Annotated in this window: 16 protein-coding genes and 2 tRNA genes; 11 read left to right on the plus strand and 7 right to left on the minus strand. The window is 73.5% G+C overall.

What is annotated here, in order from left to right:
* Positions 1–316 precede the first annotated feature (316 nt).
* The 3 genes from GA0070610_RS02625 to GA0070610_RS30805 form a co-directional block, all read right to left on the minus strand.
* Positions 317–1,684: an ABC1 kinase family protein gene (locus tag GA0070610_RS02625; RefSeq protein ID WP_088998546.1), complete on the minus strand. Its 1,368-nt coding sequence runs from the start codon at positions 1,682–1,684 to the stop codon at positions 317–319.
* A gap of 78 nt (positions 1,685–1,762) precedes the next feature.
* Positions 1,763–2,815, minus strand: a complete 1,053-nt coding sequence (locus GA0070610_RS02630; RefSeq protein ID WP_089003217.1) for a TOMM precursor leader peptide-binding protein — start codon at positions 2,813–2,815, stop codon at positions 1,763–1,765.
* 248 nt (positions 2,816–3,063) lie between these two features.
* A complete protein-coding gene (locus GA0070610_RS30805; RefSeq protein ID WP_012014940.1) occupies positions 3,064–3,231 on the minus strand; it encodes a DUF5679 domain-containing protein in 168 nt (55 codons plus the stop codon).
* Between the two features lie 548 nt (positions 3,232–3,779).
* Here GA0070610_RS30805 and GA0070610_RS02635 point away from each other — a divergent pair.
* Both GA0070610_RS02635 and GA0070610_RS02640 read left to right on the plus strand, forming a co-directional pair.
* The gene (locus tag GA0070610_RS02635) at positions 3,780–4,310 is read left to right on the plus strand and encodes a M48 metallopeptidase family protein (RefSeq protein ID WP_088998547.1); all 531 of its coding nucleotides are present in this window, start codon (positions 3,780–3,782) and stop codon (positions 4,308–4,310) included.
* A gap of 241 nt (positions 4,311–4,551) precedes the next feature.
* Complete coding sequence (locus GA0070610_RS02640) at positions 4,552–5,166, plus strand: hypothetical protein (RefSeq protein WP_088998548.1); 615 nt, start codon at positions 4,552–4,554, stop codon at positions 5,164–5,166.
* Between the two features lie 141 nt (positions 5,167–5,307).
* Here GA0070610_RS02640 and GA0070610_RS02645 read toward each other — a convergent pair whose 3' ends face one another.
* The gene (locus GA0070610_RS02645; protein ID WP_172896359.1) at positions 5,308–6,615 is read right to left on the minus strand and encodes a zinc-dependent metalloprotease; all 1,308 of its coding nucleotides are present in this window, start codon (positions 6,613–6,615) and stop codon (positions 5,308–5,310) included.
* 113 nt (positions 6,616–6,728) lie between these two features.
* Between GA0070610_RS02645 and GA0070610_RS02650 the strand changes: the two genes are divergently transcribed.
* The 7 genes from GA0070610_RS02650 (at position 6,729) to GA0070610_RS02680 (ending at position 14,183) form a co-directional block, all read left to right on the plus strand.
* Positions 6,729–7,742 (plus strand): YlbL family protein, encoded by a 1,014-nt coding sequence (locus GA0070610_RS02650; protein WP_088998550.1) that lies wholly within the window; start codon positions 6,729–6,731, stop codon positions 7,740–7,742.
* 179 nt (positions 7,743–7,921) lie between these two features.
* Complete coding sequence (locus tag GA0070610_RS02655) at positions 7,922–10,966, plus strand: UPF0182 family membrane protein (RefSeq protein WP_088998551.1); 3,045 nt, start codon at positions 7,922–7,924, stop codon at positions 10,964–10,966.
* A gap of 166 nt (positions 10,967–11,132) precedes the next feature.
* Positions 11,133–11,642 carry a SigE family RNA polymerase sigma factor gene (locus tag GA0070610_RS02660; protein WP_088998552.1) on the plus strand — a complete coding sequence of 170 codons (510 nt, stop codon included), beginning with the start codon at positions 11,133–11,135 and terminating at the stop codon, positions 11,640–11,642.
* Positions 11,632–12,576, plus strand: coding sequence for a hypothetical protein (locus GA0070610_RS02665; protein ID WP_088998553.1), 945 nt, complete (start codon positions 11,632–11,634; stop codon positions 12,574–12,576). Before GA0070610_RS02660 ends, GA0070610_RS02665 begins: the two co-directional genes overlap by 11 nt.
* Before the next feature lie 94 nt (positions 12,577–12,670).
* Positions 12,671–12,747, plus strand: a tRNA-Met gene (locus tag GA0070610_RS02670).
* An 815-nt stretch (positions 12,748–13,562) separates the two neighbouring features.
* Positions 13,563–13,639 (plus strand) — tRNA-Met (locus GA0070610_RS02675).
* Between the two features lie 295 nt (positions 13,640–13,934).
* Positions 13,935–14,183: a hypothetical protein gene (locus GA0070610_RS02680; RefSeq protein ID WP_088998554.1), complete on the plus strand. Its 249-nt coding sequence runs from the start codon at positions 13,935–13,937 to the stop codon at positions 14,181–14,183.
* Positions 14,184–14,405: 222 nt separating this feature from the next.
* On the opposite strand, the gene GA0070610_RS02685 is transcribed toward GA0070610_RS02680, so the two are convergent.
* Entirely contained in the window at positions 14,406–15,737 is a 1,332-nt protein-coding gene (locus GA0070610_RS02685; RefSeq protein ID WP_231925884.1) for an ABC transporter substrate-binding protein, read from the minus strand.
* A gap of 165 nt (positions 15,738–15,902) precedes the next feature.
* Here GA0070610_RS02685 and GA0070610_RS02690 point away from each other — a divergent pair, with 165 nt between their 5' ends.
* On the plus strand, positions 15,903–16,736 hold the full coding sequence (locus GA0070610_RS02690) for a phosphoribosylaminoimidazolesuccinocarboxamide synthase (protein ID WP_088998556.1): 834 nt from the start codon (positions 15,903–15,905) through the stop codon (positions 16,734–16,736).
* A 70-nt stretch (positions 16,737–16,806) separates the two neighbouring features.
* On the opposite strand, the gene glpK is transcribed toward GA0070610_RS02690, so the two are convergent.
* Complete coding sequence (gene glpK / locus GA0070610_RS02695; RefSeq protein WP_088998557.1) at positions 16,807–18,291, minus strand: glycerol kinase GlpK; 1,485 nt, start codon at positions 18,289–18,291, stop codon at positions 16,807–16,809.
* 110 nt (positions 18,292–18,401) lie between these two features.
* Between glpK and GA0070610_RS02700 the strand changes: the two genes are divergently transcribed.
* Positions 18,402–19,340, plus strand: coding sequence for a ribose-phosphate diphosphokinase (locus GA0070610_RS02700; protein ID WP_088998558.1), 939 nt, complete (start codon positions 18,402–18,404; stop codon positions 19,338–19,340).
* Between the two features lie 32 nt (positions 19,341–19,372).
* Here GA0070610_RS02700 and GA0070610_RS02705 read toward each other — a convergent pair whose 3' ends face one another.
* Positions 19,373–19,840, minus strand: a complete 468-nt coding sequence (locus GA0070610_RS02705; protein ID WP_088998559.1) for an ATP-binding protein — start codon at positions 19,838–19,840, stop codon at positions 19,373–19,375.
* Positions 19,841–19,903 lie beyond the last annotated feature (63 nt).

The raw sequence follows: 19,903 nt of genomic DNA on the forward strand, positions 1-19,903 counted from the left end.
AATGCGCCGGCCTCAGGCCGGTCGTACCACCGCGAGCACTGAGGCAACCCTTTCCGCCCGTACCGTCGCCATGAACAGCCGCAACCGAGCGGCGCGCGACCTGGGCGTTCTCTAGTACCCCACCGAATGTCGAGGGGCGGTGGCCGGATTCCGGCCACCGCCCCTCGACGTGTCCACCGCGGACCGACCCGCCCGGCCGACGCGGCCGTCGCGTGGCCGAGTCGACTCGGCCGCCGCCCGTCGACCCCGCCTGAGGCTCGGCCGACCCGAACGCAGCCTGGCCCGGCCGACTCCGCCGCCGGTGCGGGACGGTCGCTCAGCCGCCCGTCGAGGGCTGCCCGGTCGACGGGGCGAAGCCGGGCAGCCAGCGCTCCAGGACGCCCCGGTAGGGCGCCTTCGCCTCCAGCTGGCAGAGCACGCCGATCGAGCCGAGCGTCACCCGGTGGATGAGCAGGTACGACGGCGGCAGGTTGAGCTGGCGGCTCAACTGGTAGGCGGGGGACCGGGGGCTGGCCAACCGCGTCGCCTCCGCGCGCAGCCAGGCCCGGGTGAACCGGAACTCGTCGGCGGCGATGGGCTCCAGCATCGGACGCAGGAAGTCGAGCACCGCCTGGGCGTCGATCTCCTCCGTGGAGCCGATGAAGCCCTCCGCGCGCAGGCCCGCCACCACCCCGTCGGCATCGCCCCGCAGCGCCAGCCCGGCGATGCGCCCGATCGGCTCGGGCGTGCCCTCCGGCATCCGGGCCACCGCGCCGAAGTCGATCACCCCGAGGCGGCCGTCCGCCAGCAGCCGGAAGTTGCCCGGGTGCGGGTCGGCGTGCAGTAGCCCGGCCCGCTGCGGCGCGGACAGGTGCAGGATGGCCATCAACCGGCCGGCCTCGTCGCGCTGTTCCTCCGTGCCCTCGCGGATGATCTCCGCCAGCGGGGTGCCCTCGACCCACTCGGTGACCAGCACCCGGGGCGACGCCGAGACCACCGCCGGGATGTGGATCTCGGGATCGTCCGCGTACGCGGCGGCGAAGGCGCGCTGCGACTCCGCCTCCAGCTCGTAGTCGAGTTCCTCGGTGATCCGTTCCCGCAGCTCCGCCAGGAGCGGCTTGACGTCCAGTCCGGGCTGGATCGCCCGGAACATCCCGCCGAGCCGGGAGAGCTGCTTGAGGTCGGCGAGCAGGGCGTCACCGGCGCCCGGGTACTGGATCTTGACCGCCACGTCGCGCGTGTTCGGCGCGCCCGAGGGGCCGTAACCCGGCTCCCGCCACACCGCCCGGTGCACCTGGCCGATGCTGGCCGCCGCTGCGGGGGTGTCGTCGAACTCCACGAACCGGTCCCGCCAGTCCGGGCCGAGCTGCTCGGCGAGCACCTTGTGCACGCTGGCCGCCGGCAGCGGCGGCGCGGCCTCCTGGAGCTTCGTCAGCGCCTGCCGGTACGGGGCGGCGATCTCCTCGGGCAGGGCGGCCTCGAAGACCGACAGCGCCTGGCCGAACTTCATCGCACCGCCCTTGAGCTGCCCCAACACGCTGAAGAGCTGCTCGGCGGTGCGTTGCTGGATCTCCGCGGAGATCACGTCGGAGGCGAGCCCGGTGACGCGCTTACCCATGCCGAGGACGGTCCGACCGGCGAAGCCGAGCGGCAGAGCGGCGAGCTTGGCGGTCCGGGACACGGCCCGGCGCGGGATGTCGGTCACTCGGCCATTGTTACCGACTCCGGGGTCCCACGGCTGCTCTGCCGGCGGGCTGGCTGCCCGGCCCCGCTCTCCGGGGTGTCACCGGCGTCGTCGGGAGCATCCGCAGGAGGGGTGCGGCGGCCACGTCCGGCGGCGGAACCGCCCCGCCCCGGTGATCTCCACCGCGCAGCCCAAAGTCTCCGGGGTGCCCCCGTCGAGCTGTGTCAGCGCCTCGGCCGCCGCGTACGCCCCGGCGGCCAGGAGGGTCGCGGTGGCGCCCGCCTGCTCACCGGCGTCCGAGGCGAGCTGGGCGGCCAGCGCCGGCCAGTCCGGGTCCCGGTCGGCCCGGTGCAGGTCGAGGCAGTGCAGGCACGGCCCGGCGGGCGGGCGGACGAGAGGGCCGACGACGGGCACTCCCTCGCGCAGGCCGAGCAGCAGGTGCGGCTGGCGACGCTGGGCGTGGCCGGCGGCGAGCAGGGCGGCCGGCCGGGGCGTACCGAGCTGGACGACCAGGTCGACCCGCCCCCGCCGGAGCGGGCCCGTGGCCGTGCCCGGGGCGGCCCGCTCGACGGCGTCGCGTACCGCCGGGGCGAGCGGGTGGCCGAGCGCGGCGGCCGGGATGCCCGTGCCGACCAGGTCCGCCGGCCGTACCGGACCGGCCAGGTCGGCGTGCACGTGCCCGACCCCGGCCTGGGCCAGCGCGAGGGCGACGGGGGCGCCGAGGCGGCCGGTGCCGCTGACCACCACCCGGGCGGCCAGCCGCCGGCGCAACACCTGGGCGGGGGTGCCGGGAAGCCGCGCCGCGGCCAGGGCGAGCGCCCCGGCCTCCGCGGTGAGCCGGGCCCGGGGCGGGCCGGCCAGGTCCTTCGGCAGCAGGGTGTGCGCGGGTACGACCAGGCCCGCGGCGCGCAGCGCGTCGAGCAGGGTACGGGCCTCGTCCGGCGCCACGTCGGCGGCGACGGCGTGCGCCAGGACCACCCGTTCGCTACGGGTGCCGTCGAGCAGGTCGAGCAGGCGGGCGGCCCGGGGATCGGCGATCTCCAGCAGTACGGCGCGGCCGGGCTCGACGCCGAGTTGCAGGGTGTGGCGGTCCCGCCAGAGTCTGGTGAGGCCCGGCAGCAGCGTGGGCCGGGGCAGCGTGGCACGGCGCATGACACGAATCGTGACCGTGTCGGTGCTCACCGTCGATCGTTGTCCACAGGTGTGCGGCGCCCTGCCCAGGGCTGTCCACAGGAAATCCGGGGATATCCACAACTCGCCGGTAACCGTGTCGGCGAGCCGACAGTGTTCCCGGCCGGGTCGCCCGGGGCGAACCCGCCGCCGGGCGGCCGACCCGGATCAGGTGTGGCCATGCCGGAGAGGACGGCCGACGGCCGCCCTCTCCGACGCATCCGTACGGGTCAGACCTTCGCCTTGCCCAGGATGCGGTTCACTGTTGTGCCGCAGACCGGACACTTGCCCTTGGCCATGTTCATTCCGGTCTTCGACACCTCGACGCGGCCCTCGAAGTCCCGCTTCTCCTTGCACTTGACGCAGTAACCGTTGTAGGTCTGGGCCTGGTCGGCCACGGTGCCCTCCTCGTCTCGTCCGCCGGCCGATGCCGTCCCGGCGGGGTTCCCGGCGGCGGGGCCACTCGGGCACCGGCGCTGGGTCGTTCTCCCACGGCCACGCTCGTGACCGCTGGTCCGCGGACCCTACCCAGGTCTGGGCAGTTCCATGTCAGCTGTGCTTCGTCACTGTGAGCAAGTCGACGTCGAGAGTGTGCATGGCGAATTACGTCGGATAAGTCAGTTTGGCGGGGACACGCCGACCGAACCCGGTCAGATGCCCCGTGCGGGGCACCCCGAGCTGCGCGCGCTACGGAGATCACCTACGGTGGGGATGTCGCCCCGCCCCCGCCGGCGGCAACCGCAGGTCCCGGCCCGTCGCGCCGAAATCGGCCGCCACGAAGGGTGACGGCGGTGTATTGCGAGGGCCCGGCAAAAGATTTTTTGGGACTCCTGCCGACCAATCACCATTTTCCGGGCGACTGTCGGGGTGTTGACCCTTGCGGACCCCTGGTCAGTACGCATTAGCTTTCCTTCGTGACAGGAATCCGAGGCTGCGCGGCCCACTGATGGCAGGGACGCGGAAGCCGGTCGTCGAGGTGCGGCGCAGCCAGCGTCGGCGACGCACGGTGTCCGCCTACCGCGACGGTGAGCGGGTCGTCGTCCTGATCCCCGACCAGTTCTCCCGTGCCGAGGAGAGCGAGTGGGTCGACCGGATGCTCGCCCGGCTCGCCGCCCGGGAGGGGCGCCTCGCCCGGTCCGACGCCGAACTGCTGGCCCGGGCCACCCGGCTGATCAAGCTCTACCTCGCCGAGCACGGCACGCAGGCCGTACCGACGAGCGTCCGCTGGGTCACCAACCAGAACGGCCGGTGGGGGTCGTGCACCCCCGACGACGGCACGATCCGCCTCTCGCACCGCGTCCGGGACATGCCCGACTGGGTGATCGACTACGTGCTCATGCACGAGCTCGCGCACCTCATCGTGCCCAGCCACAACGCCCGGTTCTGGGCGCTCGTCGCGCGCTACCCGAAGACCGAGCGGGCGCGCGGCTACCTGGAGGGCGTGGCAGCGGCCTCCGGCACCCCGCCATCGGACTGACGCCGTCCGCGTCGGCCCGCTCGGCGTCGGCCCGCTCCGCGGAGACGGCAGATCTTGGTAGGAAACGGCCCCTCCAGGGGCCGTTTCCTACCAAGATCTGCGAAGACTCGTCTGTACGCGTCGTGCGGCAAACAGCCGGACACCCGGACAGCCGGACAGCCCGCGCAGCCGCGCAGCCGGACAGCCCGCGCAGCCGGACGTCGGTCCGGCCGTCGTCCGGGCAGCCGGCTAGGGTCGGGGCGTGGCCCGACGTGTGGTGGTGGCGTTACTCGGACCGGTGGCCTGGGCGCCTCCCGGCACCGACCCGGTGGAGTGGCGGGCCGCGCTCGCCGAGGACGTGGTGGACCTGCTCGCCACGCTCAACGAGGTGGAGACGGCCGTCGCCGTCACCGCAGCCGACCGGTCGCTGGCCGACGCGGTGATCTGGCCGGACACGGCCGTGTACGAGGTGCCCGAGACGACGCCGAACGCCGTCTTCGCCGCCCTCGCCGGCGCCGGCTACGACCAGGCGGCGGTGATCGCCGGGGACGCGCCCGACGTGCCGGGCCTGACCATCGGCAAGCTGCTACGCCCGCTCACCACCCGGCCGGTCGCGGTCGCGCCGGTCGAGGGCGGTGCGCCGGGGCTGCTCGGCGTGGCCGCGCGACTGCCCGTACCGGGCTGGCTCCCGCCGCTGGACCTGGACACCGCCCGCCCCGCGGCCGTGCGCGTGGCGGCGCCGCGACCCGGCGACCTCGCGGTCACCCCCGCCTGGCGGCGCCTGCGCGGGCCGGACGACCTGGCCTTCCTGGACCCGGCGGTGGAGGGGTGGGAGGCCACCCGCGCCCTGCTCTCCGGCGCCGCCCGGTCCCACTGACCGAGCGCCGACCGGGGCTCGGCCCCGCTGACCCGCGCGGGACCACGGACGGGCTGCCCGACCGCGCGACGAGGTCGCCGGATCGCGCGACGAGGGCCGCCCAGACCCCGGTGGGTCGGGCGGCCCTCGTCGTCGAGGCGATCAGGGGCGGCTGGCGTCGCCGTCCTCGGTGCCGTCGTCAGGCCGCTGCTGCCCCGGCTCGCCCGGGGACTTCTCCTCCGGGCCGCCCGGCGCGCTGAAGTCGAAGTTCTCCAACTCGCCGAGGTCCCACTCGGACATCGCGAAGGCCACCGGGTCGGCGAAGTCGTCGTCGGAGGGGAGCAGGTCGGGGTGGCCCCACAGGGCGTCCCGGCCCGAGATGCCCCGGTGCTCGGTGAGCGCCGCCCACAGCGCCGCCGCCTCGCGCAGCCGGCGCGGACGCAGTTCCAGGCCGACCAGCGCCGCGAAGGTCTGCTCCGCCGGGCCACCGGCGGCCCGGCGACGACGGAACGCCTCGCCGAGGCTCACGACGTTGGGCAGCCGGCCGCTCGCCGCGCTGTCCACCACGTGGCACACCCAGCCCTCGACCAGTGCCAGGGCGGTCTCCAGCCGGGCCAGGGACGCCTTCTGCGCCGGGCTGTCCTCCGGCGTGAAGATGCCCTCCAGCGCGATCGCCTGCATCGACTCCGGATCGGTGGGGTCGACCCGGCCCATCGCCTCCTCGATCGCCTCCCGGTTGACCCGGATGCCGGCGGCGTACATCTCCACGGCGTTGAGCACGTGCCCGCGCAGCCACGGCACGTGCTGGAAGAGCCGCTGGTGGGCCGCCTCGCGCAGGGCCACGTAGAGGCGCACCTCGTCCTCGGGCAGCTCCAAGCCTTCGCCGTACGCCCGGATGTTGGCCGGGATCAGCGCGGCCGTGCCGGCCGGGCCGAGCGGCAGCCCGATGTCGCCGGCGGAGAGCACCTCCGCGGCGAGCGAGCCGAGCGCCTGGCCGAGCTGGCCGCCGAAGAGCGCGCCACCGAGGGTGGCGACCATAGACTGCATCGGGCCGAGCTGGGCGCGCGCCTCCGGCGGCACCAGGTCGCCCATGGCGCCGACCATCCGGCTGGCCACCGGGTCGCAGAGCTTGCGCCAGACGTCGAGCGTCTTGTAGATCCACTCGTTGCGGTTCCAGGCCAGCGAGGTCTGGATCCCCGAGGGCAGGGCGGAGGCCGGCTCCAGCCACAGGTCGGCGAGCCGCAACGCCTCCTCCACCGCGTTGCGCTCGAAGGGCGACACCGCCGGGTCGCCCGCGGCGGCGAGCTGACTGGCGGCCACCTGCCGGGCCAGGTCCCAGTTGACCGGCCCGCTGCCCGACGCGGAGAGCAGGTGCTGCAACTGCGACATGAACTGCTGCATCTGCGCGGGATCGTTGGGGTCTGGTGGTTGCCCACCCGGGAGCGCGAAACCGAACGGAATATCAGGCACGACGTCTACGGTACGCGCGCCGCGCCCCAGGTAGCCGCCGCTGGCGTTGCGCTGAGGGCGAAGTCGCGATTCACCCGCCGGAGGCACCGATCCCGGTCGGTACGCTCTGCCGCATGAGACGTCGCGGCGTGACCGTCCTGCTCGGTGCTCTGCTCACCGCTCTGCTCAGCATCGGCGTGCTCGGCGCGCCCATCCCGTACGTGGTGCTCGGCCCCGGGCCGACCGTCAACACGCTGGGCAAGGAGAACGGCAAGGAGGTCATCCAGATCACCGGCCGGGAGACGTCCACCTCCGCCGGGCAGCTGCGGCTGACCACGGTCGGCGTGCAGCCCTCGGTCAAGCTGCGCTCCGCCATCCAGGGCTGGTTCTCCGACGACGAGGCGGTCGTGCCGCGCGAGCTGGTCTACCCGCCGGGCGAGAGCCGCGAGGAGGTCGAGGAGCGCAACGCGGAGGACTTCAAGACCTCGCAGACCAGCGCGGAGACCGCGGCGCTGCGCGAGCTGGGCTACCCGGTGCAGGTGGTCGTGAAGACCGTCGTCGCCGACGGCCCGGCGGCCGGTGTGCTCAAGCCCGGCGACGTGCTGACCTCGGTCGACGGGCAGCCGGTGCCAGTGGCCGTCCGCCTCACGGAGCTGATCCGGGCGAAGCCGGCCGGGACGGCGCTGGAGATCGGCTACACCCGCGGCGGTGTCGCCGCGACGGCGAAGGTCACCAGCCGGGAGCAGGACAACCGGCCCCGCATCGGCGTGGAGATCGAGCAGCAGCAGCCGCACCCGTTCACCCTGAACATCGACCTGGAGGACATCGGCGGGCCGAGCGCCGGTCTGATGTTCGCTCTCGGCATCGTCGACAAGCTGACCCCGGAGGACCTGACCGGCGGGAAGATCATCGCCGGGACCGGCACGATCGACGACTCCGGGCAGGTCGGCCCGATCGGCGGCATCGCCCAGAAGCTGGTGGGCGCGAAGGACGCCGGCGCGGTGGCGTTCCTGGTGCCGGCGGCGAACTGCGCCGAGGCCGTACGCAACCCGCAGCCCGGGCTGCCCCTGCTCCGGGTCGGCTCGCTGGACGAGGCGCTGACCGCGCTCGAGACGTTGCGCGCCGGGGGCCAGCCGGCCCGCTGCTGACCACGCGCGCGGGCGCTCCCGGCGTACGTGGCGGGCCCGCACCGGCCGGCCCGTGCGTCGACGCTTCCGCCGCGCGGCGCGACGCCCTGTGACCTTGGACCGACCCGTTCAGGAACACCCCGTACTCTGGGTGCCTGGTCGGAGCCGATCACATCGAGCGTGCGGAGCCAACAGTGGTCATGAAGAGCAGCAGCCCCCTGCCGAGGATGAGCCGACGCGGACGCGTCACGATCGGTGTCCTGGTCGGGGTGTTCGTGCTCTTCACCCTGCTCGGCTGGGGTGTCCAGGCGTGGACGGACTGGCTGTGGTTCGACGAGGTCCGCTACACCGGGGTCTTCACGGGGGTGCTGACGACCCGGCTGCTGCTCTTCTTCGTCGTCGGCCTGGGCATGGCGCTGATCGTCGGCGGCAACCTCTGGCTGGCCCAACGGCTGCGCCCGCGCATGCGCCCGCACTCGCCCGAGCAGGCCACCCTGGAGCGTTACCGGATGCTGCTGGGCCCCCGGCTCGGCCTGTGGATCGCGCTGGTCGCCGCCGTGGTCGGCCTCTTCGCCGGGCTGTCGGCGCAGAGCCGGTGGAACCAGTGGCTGCTCTTCCGCAACGGCGGGGACTTCGGCGTGAAGGACCCGGAGTTCGGCATCGACGTCGGCTTCTACGTCTTCCAGCTGCCGTTCCTGCGCTACCTGCTCGGGGTGGGCTTCACCGCGGTGGTGCTCTCCGTGATCGGCGCGCTCGCCGTGCACTACATCTTCGGCGGCGTCCGGCTCCAGGGCGTCGGCGACCGGATGACCAATGCCGCCCGGGCCCACCTGAGCACGCTCGTCGCGGTCTTCGTCCTGCTGAAGGCGCTCGCGTACGTGCTGGACCGGCGCGCGATGCTGCTGGAGTACGGCAACGGCCCCGTCTACGGCGCCGGCTACGCCGACGTCAACGCGTTGCTGCCGGCCAAGGAGATCCTCGCGTACATCTCCATCGTGGTGGCGATCGCGATCATCGTCTTCTCCAACGCCTGGATGCGCAACCTCGTCTGGCCGGGCATCTCGCTGGCCCTGCTGGGCGTCTCCGCCGTCGCCATCGGCGGCGTCTACCCCTGGGCCGTGCAGACCTTCGAGGTCAAGCCCAGCGCGAAGGAGAAGGAAGCGCCCTACATCGAGCGCAGCATCAAGGCCACCCGCGCGGCGTTCGGCCTGGAGGCGGCCACCACCACGCCGTACGCGGCGAGCAACCTGAGGCCGCCGGCGACCCTCGCCACGGACACCTCCGTGGTGCCGAACATCCGGCTGCTCGACCCGCAACTGGTCTCCGAGACGTACACCCAGCGCCAGCAGGTCCGGCAGTTCTACGACTTCGGCGAGAAGCTGGACGTCGACCGCTACGGCGTCAACGGCAAGGTGCAGGACTACGTGGTCGGCCTCCGCGAGGTCAACTACCGGCAGCTGACCCCCCAGCAGAACACCTGGATCAACCGGCACACCGTCTACACCCACGGCTACGGGCTGGTGGCGGCGCCCGGTAACCGGGTGGTCTGCGGCGGCCAGCCCTTCTTCGTCTCCGGTTTCCTCGGCGACCCGCAGGAGCAGCAGAAGGAGCAGGGCCAGCAGACGGGCGAGCAGTGCGCCTCGCAGACCGAGCAGATCGCGGCCAAGCAGCCCCGCGTCTACTACGGCGAGCGGATGGACGCCAGCGACTACGCGATCGTCGGCCAGAGCGACCCGGAGCGGAAGGCCGAGTTCGACCGTCCGGTCGGCGAGGGCGGCGAGTCCTACACCTACACCGGCGAGGGCGGCGTCGAGATCGGCTCGTTCACCCGGCGGCTGCTCTACGCGATCAAGGAGCAGGAGTCGAACTTCCTGCTCTCCGACGCGGTCAACGACAACTCCAAGCTGCTCTACGTGCGCAACCCCCGCGACCGGGTGGAGAAGGTCGCGCCGTTCCTCACTCTCGACGGCGACCCGTACCCGGCCGTGGTCGACGGTCGGATCCAGTGGATCATCGACGGCTACACGACGGCGGCGACCTACCCGTACGCGGAGCGCATCAACCTCCAGGAGCAGACCACCGACGAGCTGACCGGGCGGGGCACCTTCCAGCTCGCCCGGGAGAACGTCAACTACATCCGCAACTCGGTGAAGGCCACCGTCGACGCGTACGACGGCACGGTCCGGCTCTACGAGTTCGACGAGACCGACCCGGTGCTCAAGGCGTGGAACAAGGCGTTCGGCGGCGACCTGGTGGTGCCGAAGGCGGAGATCCCGGCGGAGCTGGCCGAGCACTTCCGCTACCCGGCCGACCTGTTCAAGGTGCAGCGCAACCTGCTGACCCGGTTCCACGTGACCGACCCGGGCGCCTTCTACTCGGAGACGGACTTCTGGCAGGTGCCGAACGTGCCGGACGCCCCCGACACCGGCCAGAAGCAGCCGCCCTACTACCTCTTCACGCAGTTCCCCGGCCAGGAATCGGCGCGCTTCCAGCTCACCTCGGCGGTCACCCCGAACGGCCGGGAGAACCTCGCGGCGCTGATCTCCGGGTCGTACGTGGACGGGCAGCCGAGGCTGGAGGTGCTCGACCTGCCCGACCAGACCCGGATCTCCGGCCCGGTGCAGGTGCACCAGTCGATGACGAACAACGCCAACATCCGGCAGCAGCTCAACCTGCTCCAGTCCCAGCAGGCCCAGGTGCAGTACGGCAACCTGCTCTCCCTGCCGTTCGGCGACGGCATGCTCTACGTCGAGCCGGTCTACGTGAAGACCGCCGCGCAGAACGCGCCGCCGCTGCTGCAACGGGTGCTGATGTCCTACGGCGACGGCGGCTCCTACGTGGTGCTGGCCAACAACGTGGCCGACGGCATCAAGCAGCTCATCGAGCAGGGCAAGCAGGCCGCCACCCCGGGCACCCCGCCGCCCGCCGGCGGGACCCCGCCGCCGCCCGGGGGCACCCCGCCGGGCGGGACCGCACCCCCGCTGACCGGCGAGCTGGCCGAGGCGGCCAACCGCGTGCAAACCGCCATCGCGGAGGTCCGGGCCGCCCAGACCTCGGGCGACTTCGAGCGGTACGGGCGCGCGTTGAAGGCGCTGGACGAGGCCCTCACCGCCTTCCAACAGGCCCAGCAGGCCGCCTCCGCCCCGACCCCGGGGGCGAGCGCCCCGGCGTCCCCGTCGCCCGGTGCCAGCGCCCCGGCGTCCCCGGCACCGGGTGGCAGCGCCTCCCCGAACCCGGGCGGCTGACCCGTACCACCCCTCGCGGCGCCCCCGGCCCACGGACCGAACCGGTCCCGACGCCGGGGGCGCTGTCGTGTTCGCGACGGCCGGCCCGGCACCCGCAACCCGCCACCCCACGACGCCGTCTTCCCTGCAAGAGGCGGGGAACGACCGGAGAGCGTGGGTCGGAGACATGAGAGATGCGACGAGCTTCGACGAGTTCTACCGGAGCACCTCCCGGCGGATGCTCCGCTACGGCTACGCCGTGGCCGGTGACCACACCGAGGCACAGGACCTGGTGCAGGAGGCGTACGCCCGGGCCTGGCGGCAGTGGGGCGGCCTGGCCGCCCACCCGGCGCCGGAGGCGTGGCTGCGGCTCGTGGTCGCCCGGCTCGCCACGGACCGGTGGCGCCGGTTGCAGGGTTGGCGCGTCGCGCTGAGCCGCACGGGCCCGCCCGAGCCGGTGCCGCCACCGAACGAGGACGCCGTGCTGCTGGCGGGCGCGCTGCGCCGGCTACCGACCGCCCAGCGGCAGGCGCTCGCCCTGCACTACCTCTTCGACATGTCGGTGCAGGACATCGCCCGGGAGACGCGGGTACCCACCGGCACCGTGAAGTCCTGGCTGTCGCGGGGGCGGGCGCGGCTGGCCACGCTGCTGCCCGGCCTGCCCACGGAGGAGTTGGAGGCGAACGATGTCGCGTGAACTGTCCGAGCTCTACCGGTCGCTCGCCGAGGATGCCGACGGCCGTACCCTCGCCCTCCCCGAGGAACTGCGCGGGCGCGCCGACCGGCGGGCCCGGCGGCGGATCACCGGCACCGCGCTCGGGACGGCGCTGCTGGTCGGTGGGCTGGCGACCGGCACCGGGCTGGTGCTCGCCGAGGAGCGCGGGCCCGTCGCGCCGCCCGCCGCCGTCGAGCCGCCGTCGAGCGTGCCGGCGGCGCCGACCGCGTCCACCCCACCGGCCGCCACGGCCGGACCGGTCGTCCCGACCGGAGGCACACCGAGGGCGACGGGCACGCCGGCGGCGGCCGGCAGCACCCGCGCCGCGCCGCCCCGGGCGCCCGGCCGCGTCCCCGACCGGGCCTTCTTCGTCCAGGCCGCGTCGAACCGCACGGGCATCGAGCCGTCCTTCCGGGACACCGACGCGCTGCCCGCGCTCTGCGACGCCCGCTACCGCAGCGACGCCGGCATCGTGCAGCGCCGTACCCGCAACCTGGCCTACAAGCTGCCGCAGACCCCGCAGGGGTACGTCCCGGACGGCAGCTACGCGCACACCGTCACCCTCTACCGGCCTGGGCGGGCCGACGAGTTCCTCCGCGAGCTGCGGGCGGCGGTGCGGGGCTGTCCCACGCAGCCGGGGGTGGGCGGCGGCAACGCGTCGACCTCCCGACTGCGGCTGCTCGCCGACGCCGGCTTCGGCGACGGGTCGGTGCTGTTCGAGATCCGGACGCCGGCCCGGGACATCGACGGCAACCCCACGGGCGGCGGGGAGGTCCGGCTGATCCGGGCGATCCGGGTCGACGACGTGGTGACCGTGCTCTGGGAGCAGGGCTGGGAGGGCACCTCCTCGCCCCGGTCGCAGGTCGACGCCGACAGCCGGCGGGCCGTGGCCGCGATCGAGGACTGGCTGCGCTGAGGCGTACGCCGCCCGGGTCGGGCAGGCCCGGGCGGCGTACTGCCGGGGTCGTTTTGCGGCGACGGGGGCCGGTGGGATACGGTGTACGAACCGACGCGGGGTGGAGCAGCTCGGTAGCTCGCTGGGCTCATAACCCAGAGGTCGCAGGTTCAAATCCTGTCCCCGCTACCACGACGGAACGGCCCCGGAGTTCACTCCGGGGCCGTTCCGCATTCTCGGATCCCACGCCTTGCCCGCCGTCTTGCCTGGCGCCCCGTCTTGCCTGGAAGCCCCGCTGCCTGCCGCCTTGCCCGCTGCCTTGCCCGCTGCCTTGCCCGCTGCCTTGCCTTGCCTGGCCGCCGGCCGCCTTGCCCCGCCGCCGGCCGCCTTGCCTGGCCGCCGGCCGCCAGCCGCTTGCCTGCCTGGCGTTGCCTGCCTGGCGTTGCCTGCCGGCACGCCGCTGGCGTGCCTGGCTGCTGCCCGTTGCCCGTCCGTCGGCCATGTCCGGTCACTCGGTCGTGCCCTGTCCCCGCGGTGGCCGTTCACGTCCCGGCGCGGCGGGCGGCAATCCGCCATCGTGGTACCGGCCCCGATCGGTGTGGGCACGAACGGACCGTATGACGCGGGTCACTCCACCTCGCCGCTGGCGCACCCGCCCTCGGCCTTGACCACCCTCGCCGGCTCAGCCCGAGTGCCAACCTCCACGTCACCCCACCCAGCCAAGCGGTGATCAGGACGCCGTGGACCCTATGACCCCTGGATGACGTCCACGGCGTCCTGATCACCGGACGTTCGCGGGGGAGGAGGCGGTGTGTTCGTGTTCAGGGAGGAGCTTGGAGCGGGCTAGAGGTTCCGTGGCGGCCCAGTGCGGTCGGACGGGGCGGGAGACGGGTGGGATCCCGCACGGGTCTCTGGTGCCTGTTTGTGCTGGTCAGAGAGGGGGCTGCGGCGGGATCGGGGGTCCGCTGATCATCGCGGCGTCGGGTGCGCTACAGTTAACGAGCCGACGCGGGGTGGAGCAGCTCGGTAGCTCGCTGGGCTCATAACCCAGAGGTCGCAGGTTCAAATCCTGTCCCCGCTACCACGACGGAACGACCCCGGACTCTACTCCGGGGTCGTTCCGCATTTCCGGGCCCACCCGCTGCCCGACGATCAGCCAGCCCCAGCCCCGGCTCCAGCTCCGGCCCCCGGCTCCAGCTCCGGCCCCCGGCTCCGTGCCGCCTGCCGTGCTCGTGTCCGCTCCCGCTGTTGTCCGCGCCTGACGCTGGAGTTCAGGGGGGCACGGGAGAGGGGTGCCGGTCGGGCGGGAGGGCGGCGCCAACGTCGGATTCCTCCCCGGCCGACGTGCCGGGGTTGCGGTTGTCGGCGAGGATGTTGGCATGTCTGCATTCGGTAAGTGGTGGGGCCGGTTGACGACCGTCCTCGGAACGGTCGTGCTGTCGGTGTTCGTGCCCGTCGCGGCTTGGGCGTCCACCGGTACGGGTGAGCTGGTGGTGGAGGCCGCCCGGCGGCGGCGCGGGGGCGGCTTCGGCTTCATCGGCCTGCTCTGCTGCCTGGTCGTGGTCGCCGGAGTTGTCTTCCTCCTCCTGCGCATGATGCGTAACCGTCGGGGCGGACCGCCGCGCTGAGGTAGCGGCGCCACCGCGCCGAAGCTGCGCCTCGGTCGAGGCGCCGGGTGCCTCGACCCGGCTCGGCTCGAAGCACCCGACCCGGTACCCGGCTGGCGGTAGCCGCTCTGAGCGTCGGCGTGCCCTGCTCGGTGTTCAGTCCGGGCAGGCCGGCGATGGCCGCCGGGAGCGGCGGCGCACCCGACCCGGCACGGCTCGCGGAGCAGGCGTACATGTCCGGGTCTACCCGGCCAGCGCCGCGTCCGCCCGTGCCAGGAAGCGGGCCGCTGCCGCCCGGGGGCCGGTTTCGCCGCCGCGAACGCTCTCGGCGGCCTGCAACAGCAGTGCCCGCACCCGCAGGTGCCCCTGCGGAGGCGGGCTGGGCGCCGGCCCGAGCCGGGCGGCCAGCGCGGCGCCGAGGGCCGTCGCGCGCCGCTGTGCCGGGTCGGTGATGCTGCCCTCGACGAAGCTCCGTACGGCGAGGCTGGGGCTGACACCGCGTTCGTGGCCGAGCGCCGTCCCCGCCTCGCCGTTGTTCGTCAGGAAGTTGATCACGTCTGCGACCAGGGCGGGGTGTCGGGTGCCGCGGAAGGCCGCCCAGTACATCGACGCCCGGTGCCACTGCGCCTCGACGGGGCCCGGCATGGCGACCACGCCGAGTTCGGAATCGGTGAGGCGCTGGAGTTCCGGCAGCTGGTGCGACCAGGCGAACGAGGCGGCCGTGGCGCCGGTGACCACGAGCTGCCGCGTCGGCTCGCCGCCCTCGGCCTGCTCCACGAGGGCCGCGCTCGGGGTCGCCCGGCCGGAGCGGGCGCGCCGCCACAGCTCGAACCACTCGGTAAGCGCGTCGGCGCCGAAGCCGAGCTGGCGGTCGCGGTAGAACTCACCGCCCTGGCCGCGCAGCCAGAGCCAGAACGCCCGGTGGTCGCCGGACGGGTCCATCGTGCCGGCCACCCGGCCCTCGCCGACCCGGGTGACCCGCCGCGCCCAGGCGACGTACTCCGTCCAGGACATTCCCGTGCTCGGCTCGGGCAGCCGCAGCCGGCGCAGCAGCGTGCGGTCGTAGACGACGGCGGCGGTGGTCTGTCCCGCGGCGACGCCGACCGTACGCCCGTCGACCTGCCCGTAGCGGACCAGGCCCGGGGGCAGGGTGCGCAGGTCGACGCGGTGGTCGGCGACGTAGGCGCTGAGGTCGAGGACGATCTCGCGGCGGGCGTACTCGGTGAGCATGCCGTCGTCGAGCTGGATCAGGTCGGGCACGTTGCCGCCCGCCGCCTGGGTGGCCAGCCGGTCGTAGTAGCCGTCGGCGCCCTGCCAGGTGATGCGGAAGCCGACGCGGGGATTGCGGTCGGTGTAGAGCCGCAGCACCCGTTCGGTGAGTTCGGCCCGCTTCGCCCCGCCGTACCAGAACACCGACAGCTCGACCGGCCCGGTCTCCTCCGGGGCCGTCTGGTCCTCGCTGCACCCGGTGAGCCCGCCGGCGGCAAGCACCGGCGCGCCCAGCAACGCGGCGAGCACCCGACGCCGGCCCGGGTCCGCTCCGGCGCGGGGCAGCGGAAATCGGGCAGCGGGCACGGAAACTCCTGGCGGACCGGTGGGGCGGGCGGCCGGATCATTCACGCAGGCGCGGAGAGGGGTGTCAACGTACGTCCGGCCACACCACCGCACCCCAGGCGTACGCATCGATGCCCGCAGCCTCCGGCCGAGGCCGTACCTGGCCCGCATGGTGTACTAGGGCGCGTGGAACTTCTGCACTCGGGCAAGGTCAGGGACGTCTACGCCGACGGCGACGACCTGATCCTGGTCGCCTCCGACCGCATCTCGATCTACGACGTGGTGCTGCCGACGCCGATCCCCGACAAGGGCAAGCTGCTCACCGCGCTGTCGCTGTGGTGGTTCGAGCAGCTGGCCGACCTGGTGCCGAACCACGTCGTCTCGGCCACCGACGTGCCCGCCGAGTTCGCCGGTCGGGCCGTGCGCTGCCGGCGGCTGGAGATGTTGCCCGTGGAGTGCGTCGCCCGGGGCTACCTGACCGGCGGCGGCCTGAAGGAGTACCAGCGCACCGGCGCGGTCTCCGGCGTCGAGCTGCCGCGTGGCCTGGTCGAGGCGTCGATCCTGCCCGAGCCGATCTTCACCCCGTCGACCAAGGCGCCGGTGGGGGAGCACGACGAGCCGATCACCTTCGCCGAGGTGGTGGACAAGGTCGGTGCCGAGACCGCCGAGCGGCTGCGCCGGATCACGATCGACGTCTACCGCCGGGGCGCCGAGCTGGCGGCCGACCGGGGCATCCTGGTCGCCGACACCAAGCTCGAACTGGGCTGGGCTCCCGACGGCACGCTGATGCTCGGCGACGAGCTGCTCACCTCCGACTCGTCCCGGTTCTGGCCGGCGGAGTCGTACCAGCCGGGCCGGGCGCAGTTCTCCTACGACAAGCAGTACGTGCGCGACTGGGCGGTGGAGAGCGGCTGGGACAAGCAGGCCCCGGCGCCGGAGGTGCCGGCCGAGGTCGTCGAGGCGACCCGGGCCCGCTACGTGGACGTCTACGAGAAGCTCACCGGCAACCGCTGGGACTGACCCCCGGGGGCCGCCACACCGGGGGCGCGACGACGTTCGCGGCCGGCCAGCCAGCCGACCGGCGCGGCGGTCAGTCCACCCAGTCGAGGGTGCGCTGGACGGCCTTGCGCCAGTTGCGCAGCTCCTGCTCCCGGTGCGCCGGCGCCATCGTCGACTCCCACTGCGCGTCGGAGCGCCACTGGGCCCGCAGCGTCGCCAGGTCCGGCCAGAAGCCGACCGCCAGGCCGGCCGCGTAGGCCGCGCCGAGGCAGGTGGTCTCGGTGATCCGGGACCGGACCACCGGCACGTCGAGCACGTCGGCGAGGAACTGCATGAGCAGCCCGTTGGCGGTCATGCCGCCGTCGACCCGCAGCCGGCGCAGCGCCACGTCGGAGTCGGCGTTCATGGCGTCGACCACCTCGCGGGTCTGCCAGGCCGATGCCTCCAGCGCCGCCCGGGCGAGGTGCCCCTTGGTGATGTAACCGGTCAGGCCGGCGACCACCCCGCGCGCGTCGCTGCGCCAGTGCGGGGCGAACAACCCGGAGAAGGCCGGTACGACGTAGCAGCCGCCGTTGTCGTCGACGGTGCGGGCCAGCTCCTCCACCTCGGACGCGGTGGAGATCAGCCCGAGGTTGTCCCGCAGCCACTGCACCAGCGAGCCGGTGACCGCGATCGCCCCCTCCAGCGCGTAAGCGGCGGGCTGGCCGTGGATGCGGTAGGCGACCGTGGTGAGCAGGCCGTGGGTGGAGGGCACCGGGCTGGCACCGGTGTTGAGCAGCAGGAAGCTGCCGGTGCCGTAGGTGCACTTCGCCTCGCCCGGCTGGAAGCAGGTCTGCCCGAACAGGGCGGCCTGCTGGTCGCCGAGCGCGCTGGCGACGGACACCCCGGCCAGTACGCCCGTGGCCTCCCCGTAGACCTCCGCCGAGCTGCGGATCTCCGGCAGCATCGCGGCCGGCACGCCCATCGCGTCGAGCAGTTCCGGGTCCCAGTCGAGGGTGCTCAGGTCCATCAGCAGGGTGCGGCTGGCGTTGGTCACGTCGGTGACGTGCCGGCCGGTCAGCTTCCAGATCAGCCAGCTGTCCATCGTGCCGAAGAGCACCTCGCCGGCCTCGGCGCGCTCGCGCAGGCCGTCGACGTGCTCCAGCAGCCACCGCAGCTTCGGCCCGGCGAAGTAGGTGGCCAGCGGCAGCCCGGTGCGGGAGCGGAACCGTTCCTCGCCGTACGCCTGGTCGAGCTCGCGCAGCAGCGGCCCGGTGCGGGTGTCCTGCCAGACGACGGCGTTGGCCACCGGCCGGCCGGTGGCCCGGTCCCAGACGACGGTGGTCTCCCGCTGGTTGGTGATGCCCACGGCGGCGAGCCCGGCGGCGTCGGTGCCCGCGCCGTGCAGCGCCTCGCGGACCACCCGCTGGACGTTCTCCCAGATCTCCTCGGCGTCGTGTTCCACCCAGCCGGGCCGGGGGAAGATCTGCCGGTGCTCCCGCTGGGCCACGGAGACGATCTCCCCGGCGCGGTCGAAGACGATGCACCGTGAGGAGGTGGTGCCCTGGTCGATGGCGGCGACGTACTGGGGGGTCACGGCAGCACCGTACCCGCAGTGGCGACGCCCCGCCGACCGGCCGCGCCCGGCCCGCCGGTCCCGGCCCCGGTCGGGGGCGGGCCGGGGTGGCGTCCGTACGATGTGCGGACGTGCGTGACATCGCCGTCTTCAGTGGAACCGCCCACCCCGAACTCGCCGCCGAGATCTGCGCCCACCTCGACGTGCCGCTGCATCCGGTACGGGTGTCCCGGTTCGCCAACGACTGCCTGGAAGTGCAGTTGCAGGCCAACTGCCGGGAGCGGGACGTCTTCCTGATCCAGCCGCTGGTGCCGCCCGTACAGGAGAACCTGGTCGAGCTGCTGCTCATGATCGACGCGGCCCGGGGCGCGTCGGCCGGCCGGATCACCGTGGTGCTGCCGCACTACGCGTACGCGCGGTCGGACAAGAAGGACGCGCCGCGCATCTCGATCGGCGGGCGCCTCGTCGCCGACCTGCTCACCTCGGCGGGAGCGGACCGGGTGCTGGCGATGACCCTGCACTCGCCGCAGGTGCACGGCTTCTTCAGCGTGCCGGTCGACCACCTGCACGCGCTGCGCGAGCTGGCCGACCACTTCAGCCGCTACGACCTGGGCAACACGGTGGTGGTCTCGCCGGACCTCGGCAACGCCAAGGAGGCGGCGGCGTTCGCCCGGCGGCTCGGCACCCCGGTGGCCGCCGGGGCGAAGCAGCGGTTCAGCGACGACCGGGTCAAGATCAGTGCGGTGATCGGCGACGTGACCGACCGGGACGTCATCGTGCTCGACGACGAGATCGCCAAGGGCAGTACGGTCATCGAGCTGATGGAGCACCTGCGCGAGCTGCAGGTCCGCTCGATCCGCCTGGCCTGCACGCACGGCCTCTTCTCCAGCGACGCGTTGCGGCGGCTGAGCGGGCAGGAGGGCGTGCTGGAGATCGTCTGCACGAACACGGTGCCGATCCCCGCCGACAAGCGGGTGCCGAAGCTGCGGGTCCTGTCCGTGGCGCCGGCCCTGGCCGAGGCGATGCGCCGGATCCACAACGGCGAATCGGTGAGCGCCCTCTTCGCCTGATCCGCCCCGGGCCGCCGGCCCCCGTGCGGCAGTCAGTCGCGGCGGTGGCGGCCGGTGTGCTGGGGGGCCCCGACGGCGGTGCTGATGCGGACCGTGGTGCCGCGCGCGCCGGTCTCGACGTCCATGCTGTCGCTCAGTTCGCGGGCCAGCCAGAGACCCCACCCGCCGGCGGTGTCGGCGGCGGGGCGGCTCCGGTCGCCCAGCCGCTGCGTGCTGATGCCCTGCCCGTGGTCGGAGACCTCGCAGAACAGTTGCCCCGGCTGCCGCCACAGCCGCAGCCAGCCTCGGCCGCCGCCGTGCCGGACCGCGTTGGTGATCAGCTCGTTGACCGCGAGCACGAAGTCGTCCAGGCGCTGCCCGCTCAGCCCGGCGGCGTGCGCGCAGGAGGTGACCGAGTGGCGAAGCTCGGTCACCTGGGCCTGCTCGAAGGCCTCGGCGATGAGTAGGGAAGATTCGATGGGCACAACCGTACGCTGTGCGCCGGGTTCCGCATTCGTCATGGCCCCGTCCCGACAGCGGATCGCGGAATTTTTGCGGCTTTTCCACCGTACGTCAGGGTTCTG

It is taken from the genome of Micromonospora echinofusca, from assembly GCF_900091445.1.
GTDB classification, from domain to species: Bacteria; Actinomycetota; Actinomycetes; order Mycobacteriales; family Micromonosporaceae; genus Micromonospora; species Micromonospora echinofusca.

Coding starts and splice junctions, on each gene's coding strand:
- GA0070610_RS02665 (WP_088998553.1), top strand. CDS start 11,632: ATGTCGCGTGAACTGTCCGAGCTCTACCGGTCGCTCGCCGAGGATGCC.
- GA0070610_RS02680 (WP_088998554.1), top strand. CDS start 13,935: ATGTCTGCATTCGGTAAGTGGTGGGGCCGGTTGACGACCGTCCTCGGA.
- GA0070610_RS02650 (WP_088998550.1), top strand. CDS start 6,729: ATGAGACGTCGCGGCGTGACCGTCCTGCTCGGTGCTCTGCTCACCGCT.
- GA0070610_RS02705 (WP_088998559.1), bottom strand. CDS start 19,840: ATGACGAATGCGGAACCCGGCGCACAGCGTACGGTTGTGCCCATCGAA.
- GA0070610_RS02655 (WP_088998551.1), top strand. CDS start 7,922: ATGAAGAGCAGCAGCCCCCTGCCGAGGATGAGCCGACGCGGACGCGTC.
- GA0070610_RS02630 (WP_089003217.1), bottom strand. CDS start 2,815: ATGCGCCGTGCCACGCTGCCCCGGCCCACGCTGCTGCCGGGCCTCACC.
- GA0070610_RS02635 (WP_088998547.1), top strand. CDS start 3,780: ATGGCAGGGACGCGGAAGCCGGTCGTCGAGGTGCGGCGCAGCCAGCGT.
- GA0070610_RS02660 (WP_088998552.1), top strand. CDS start 11,133: ATGAGAGATGCGACGAGCTTCGACGAGTTCTACCGGAGCACCTCCCGG.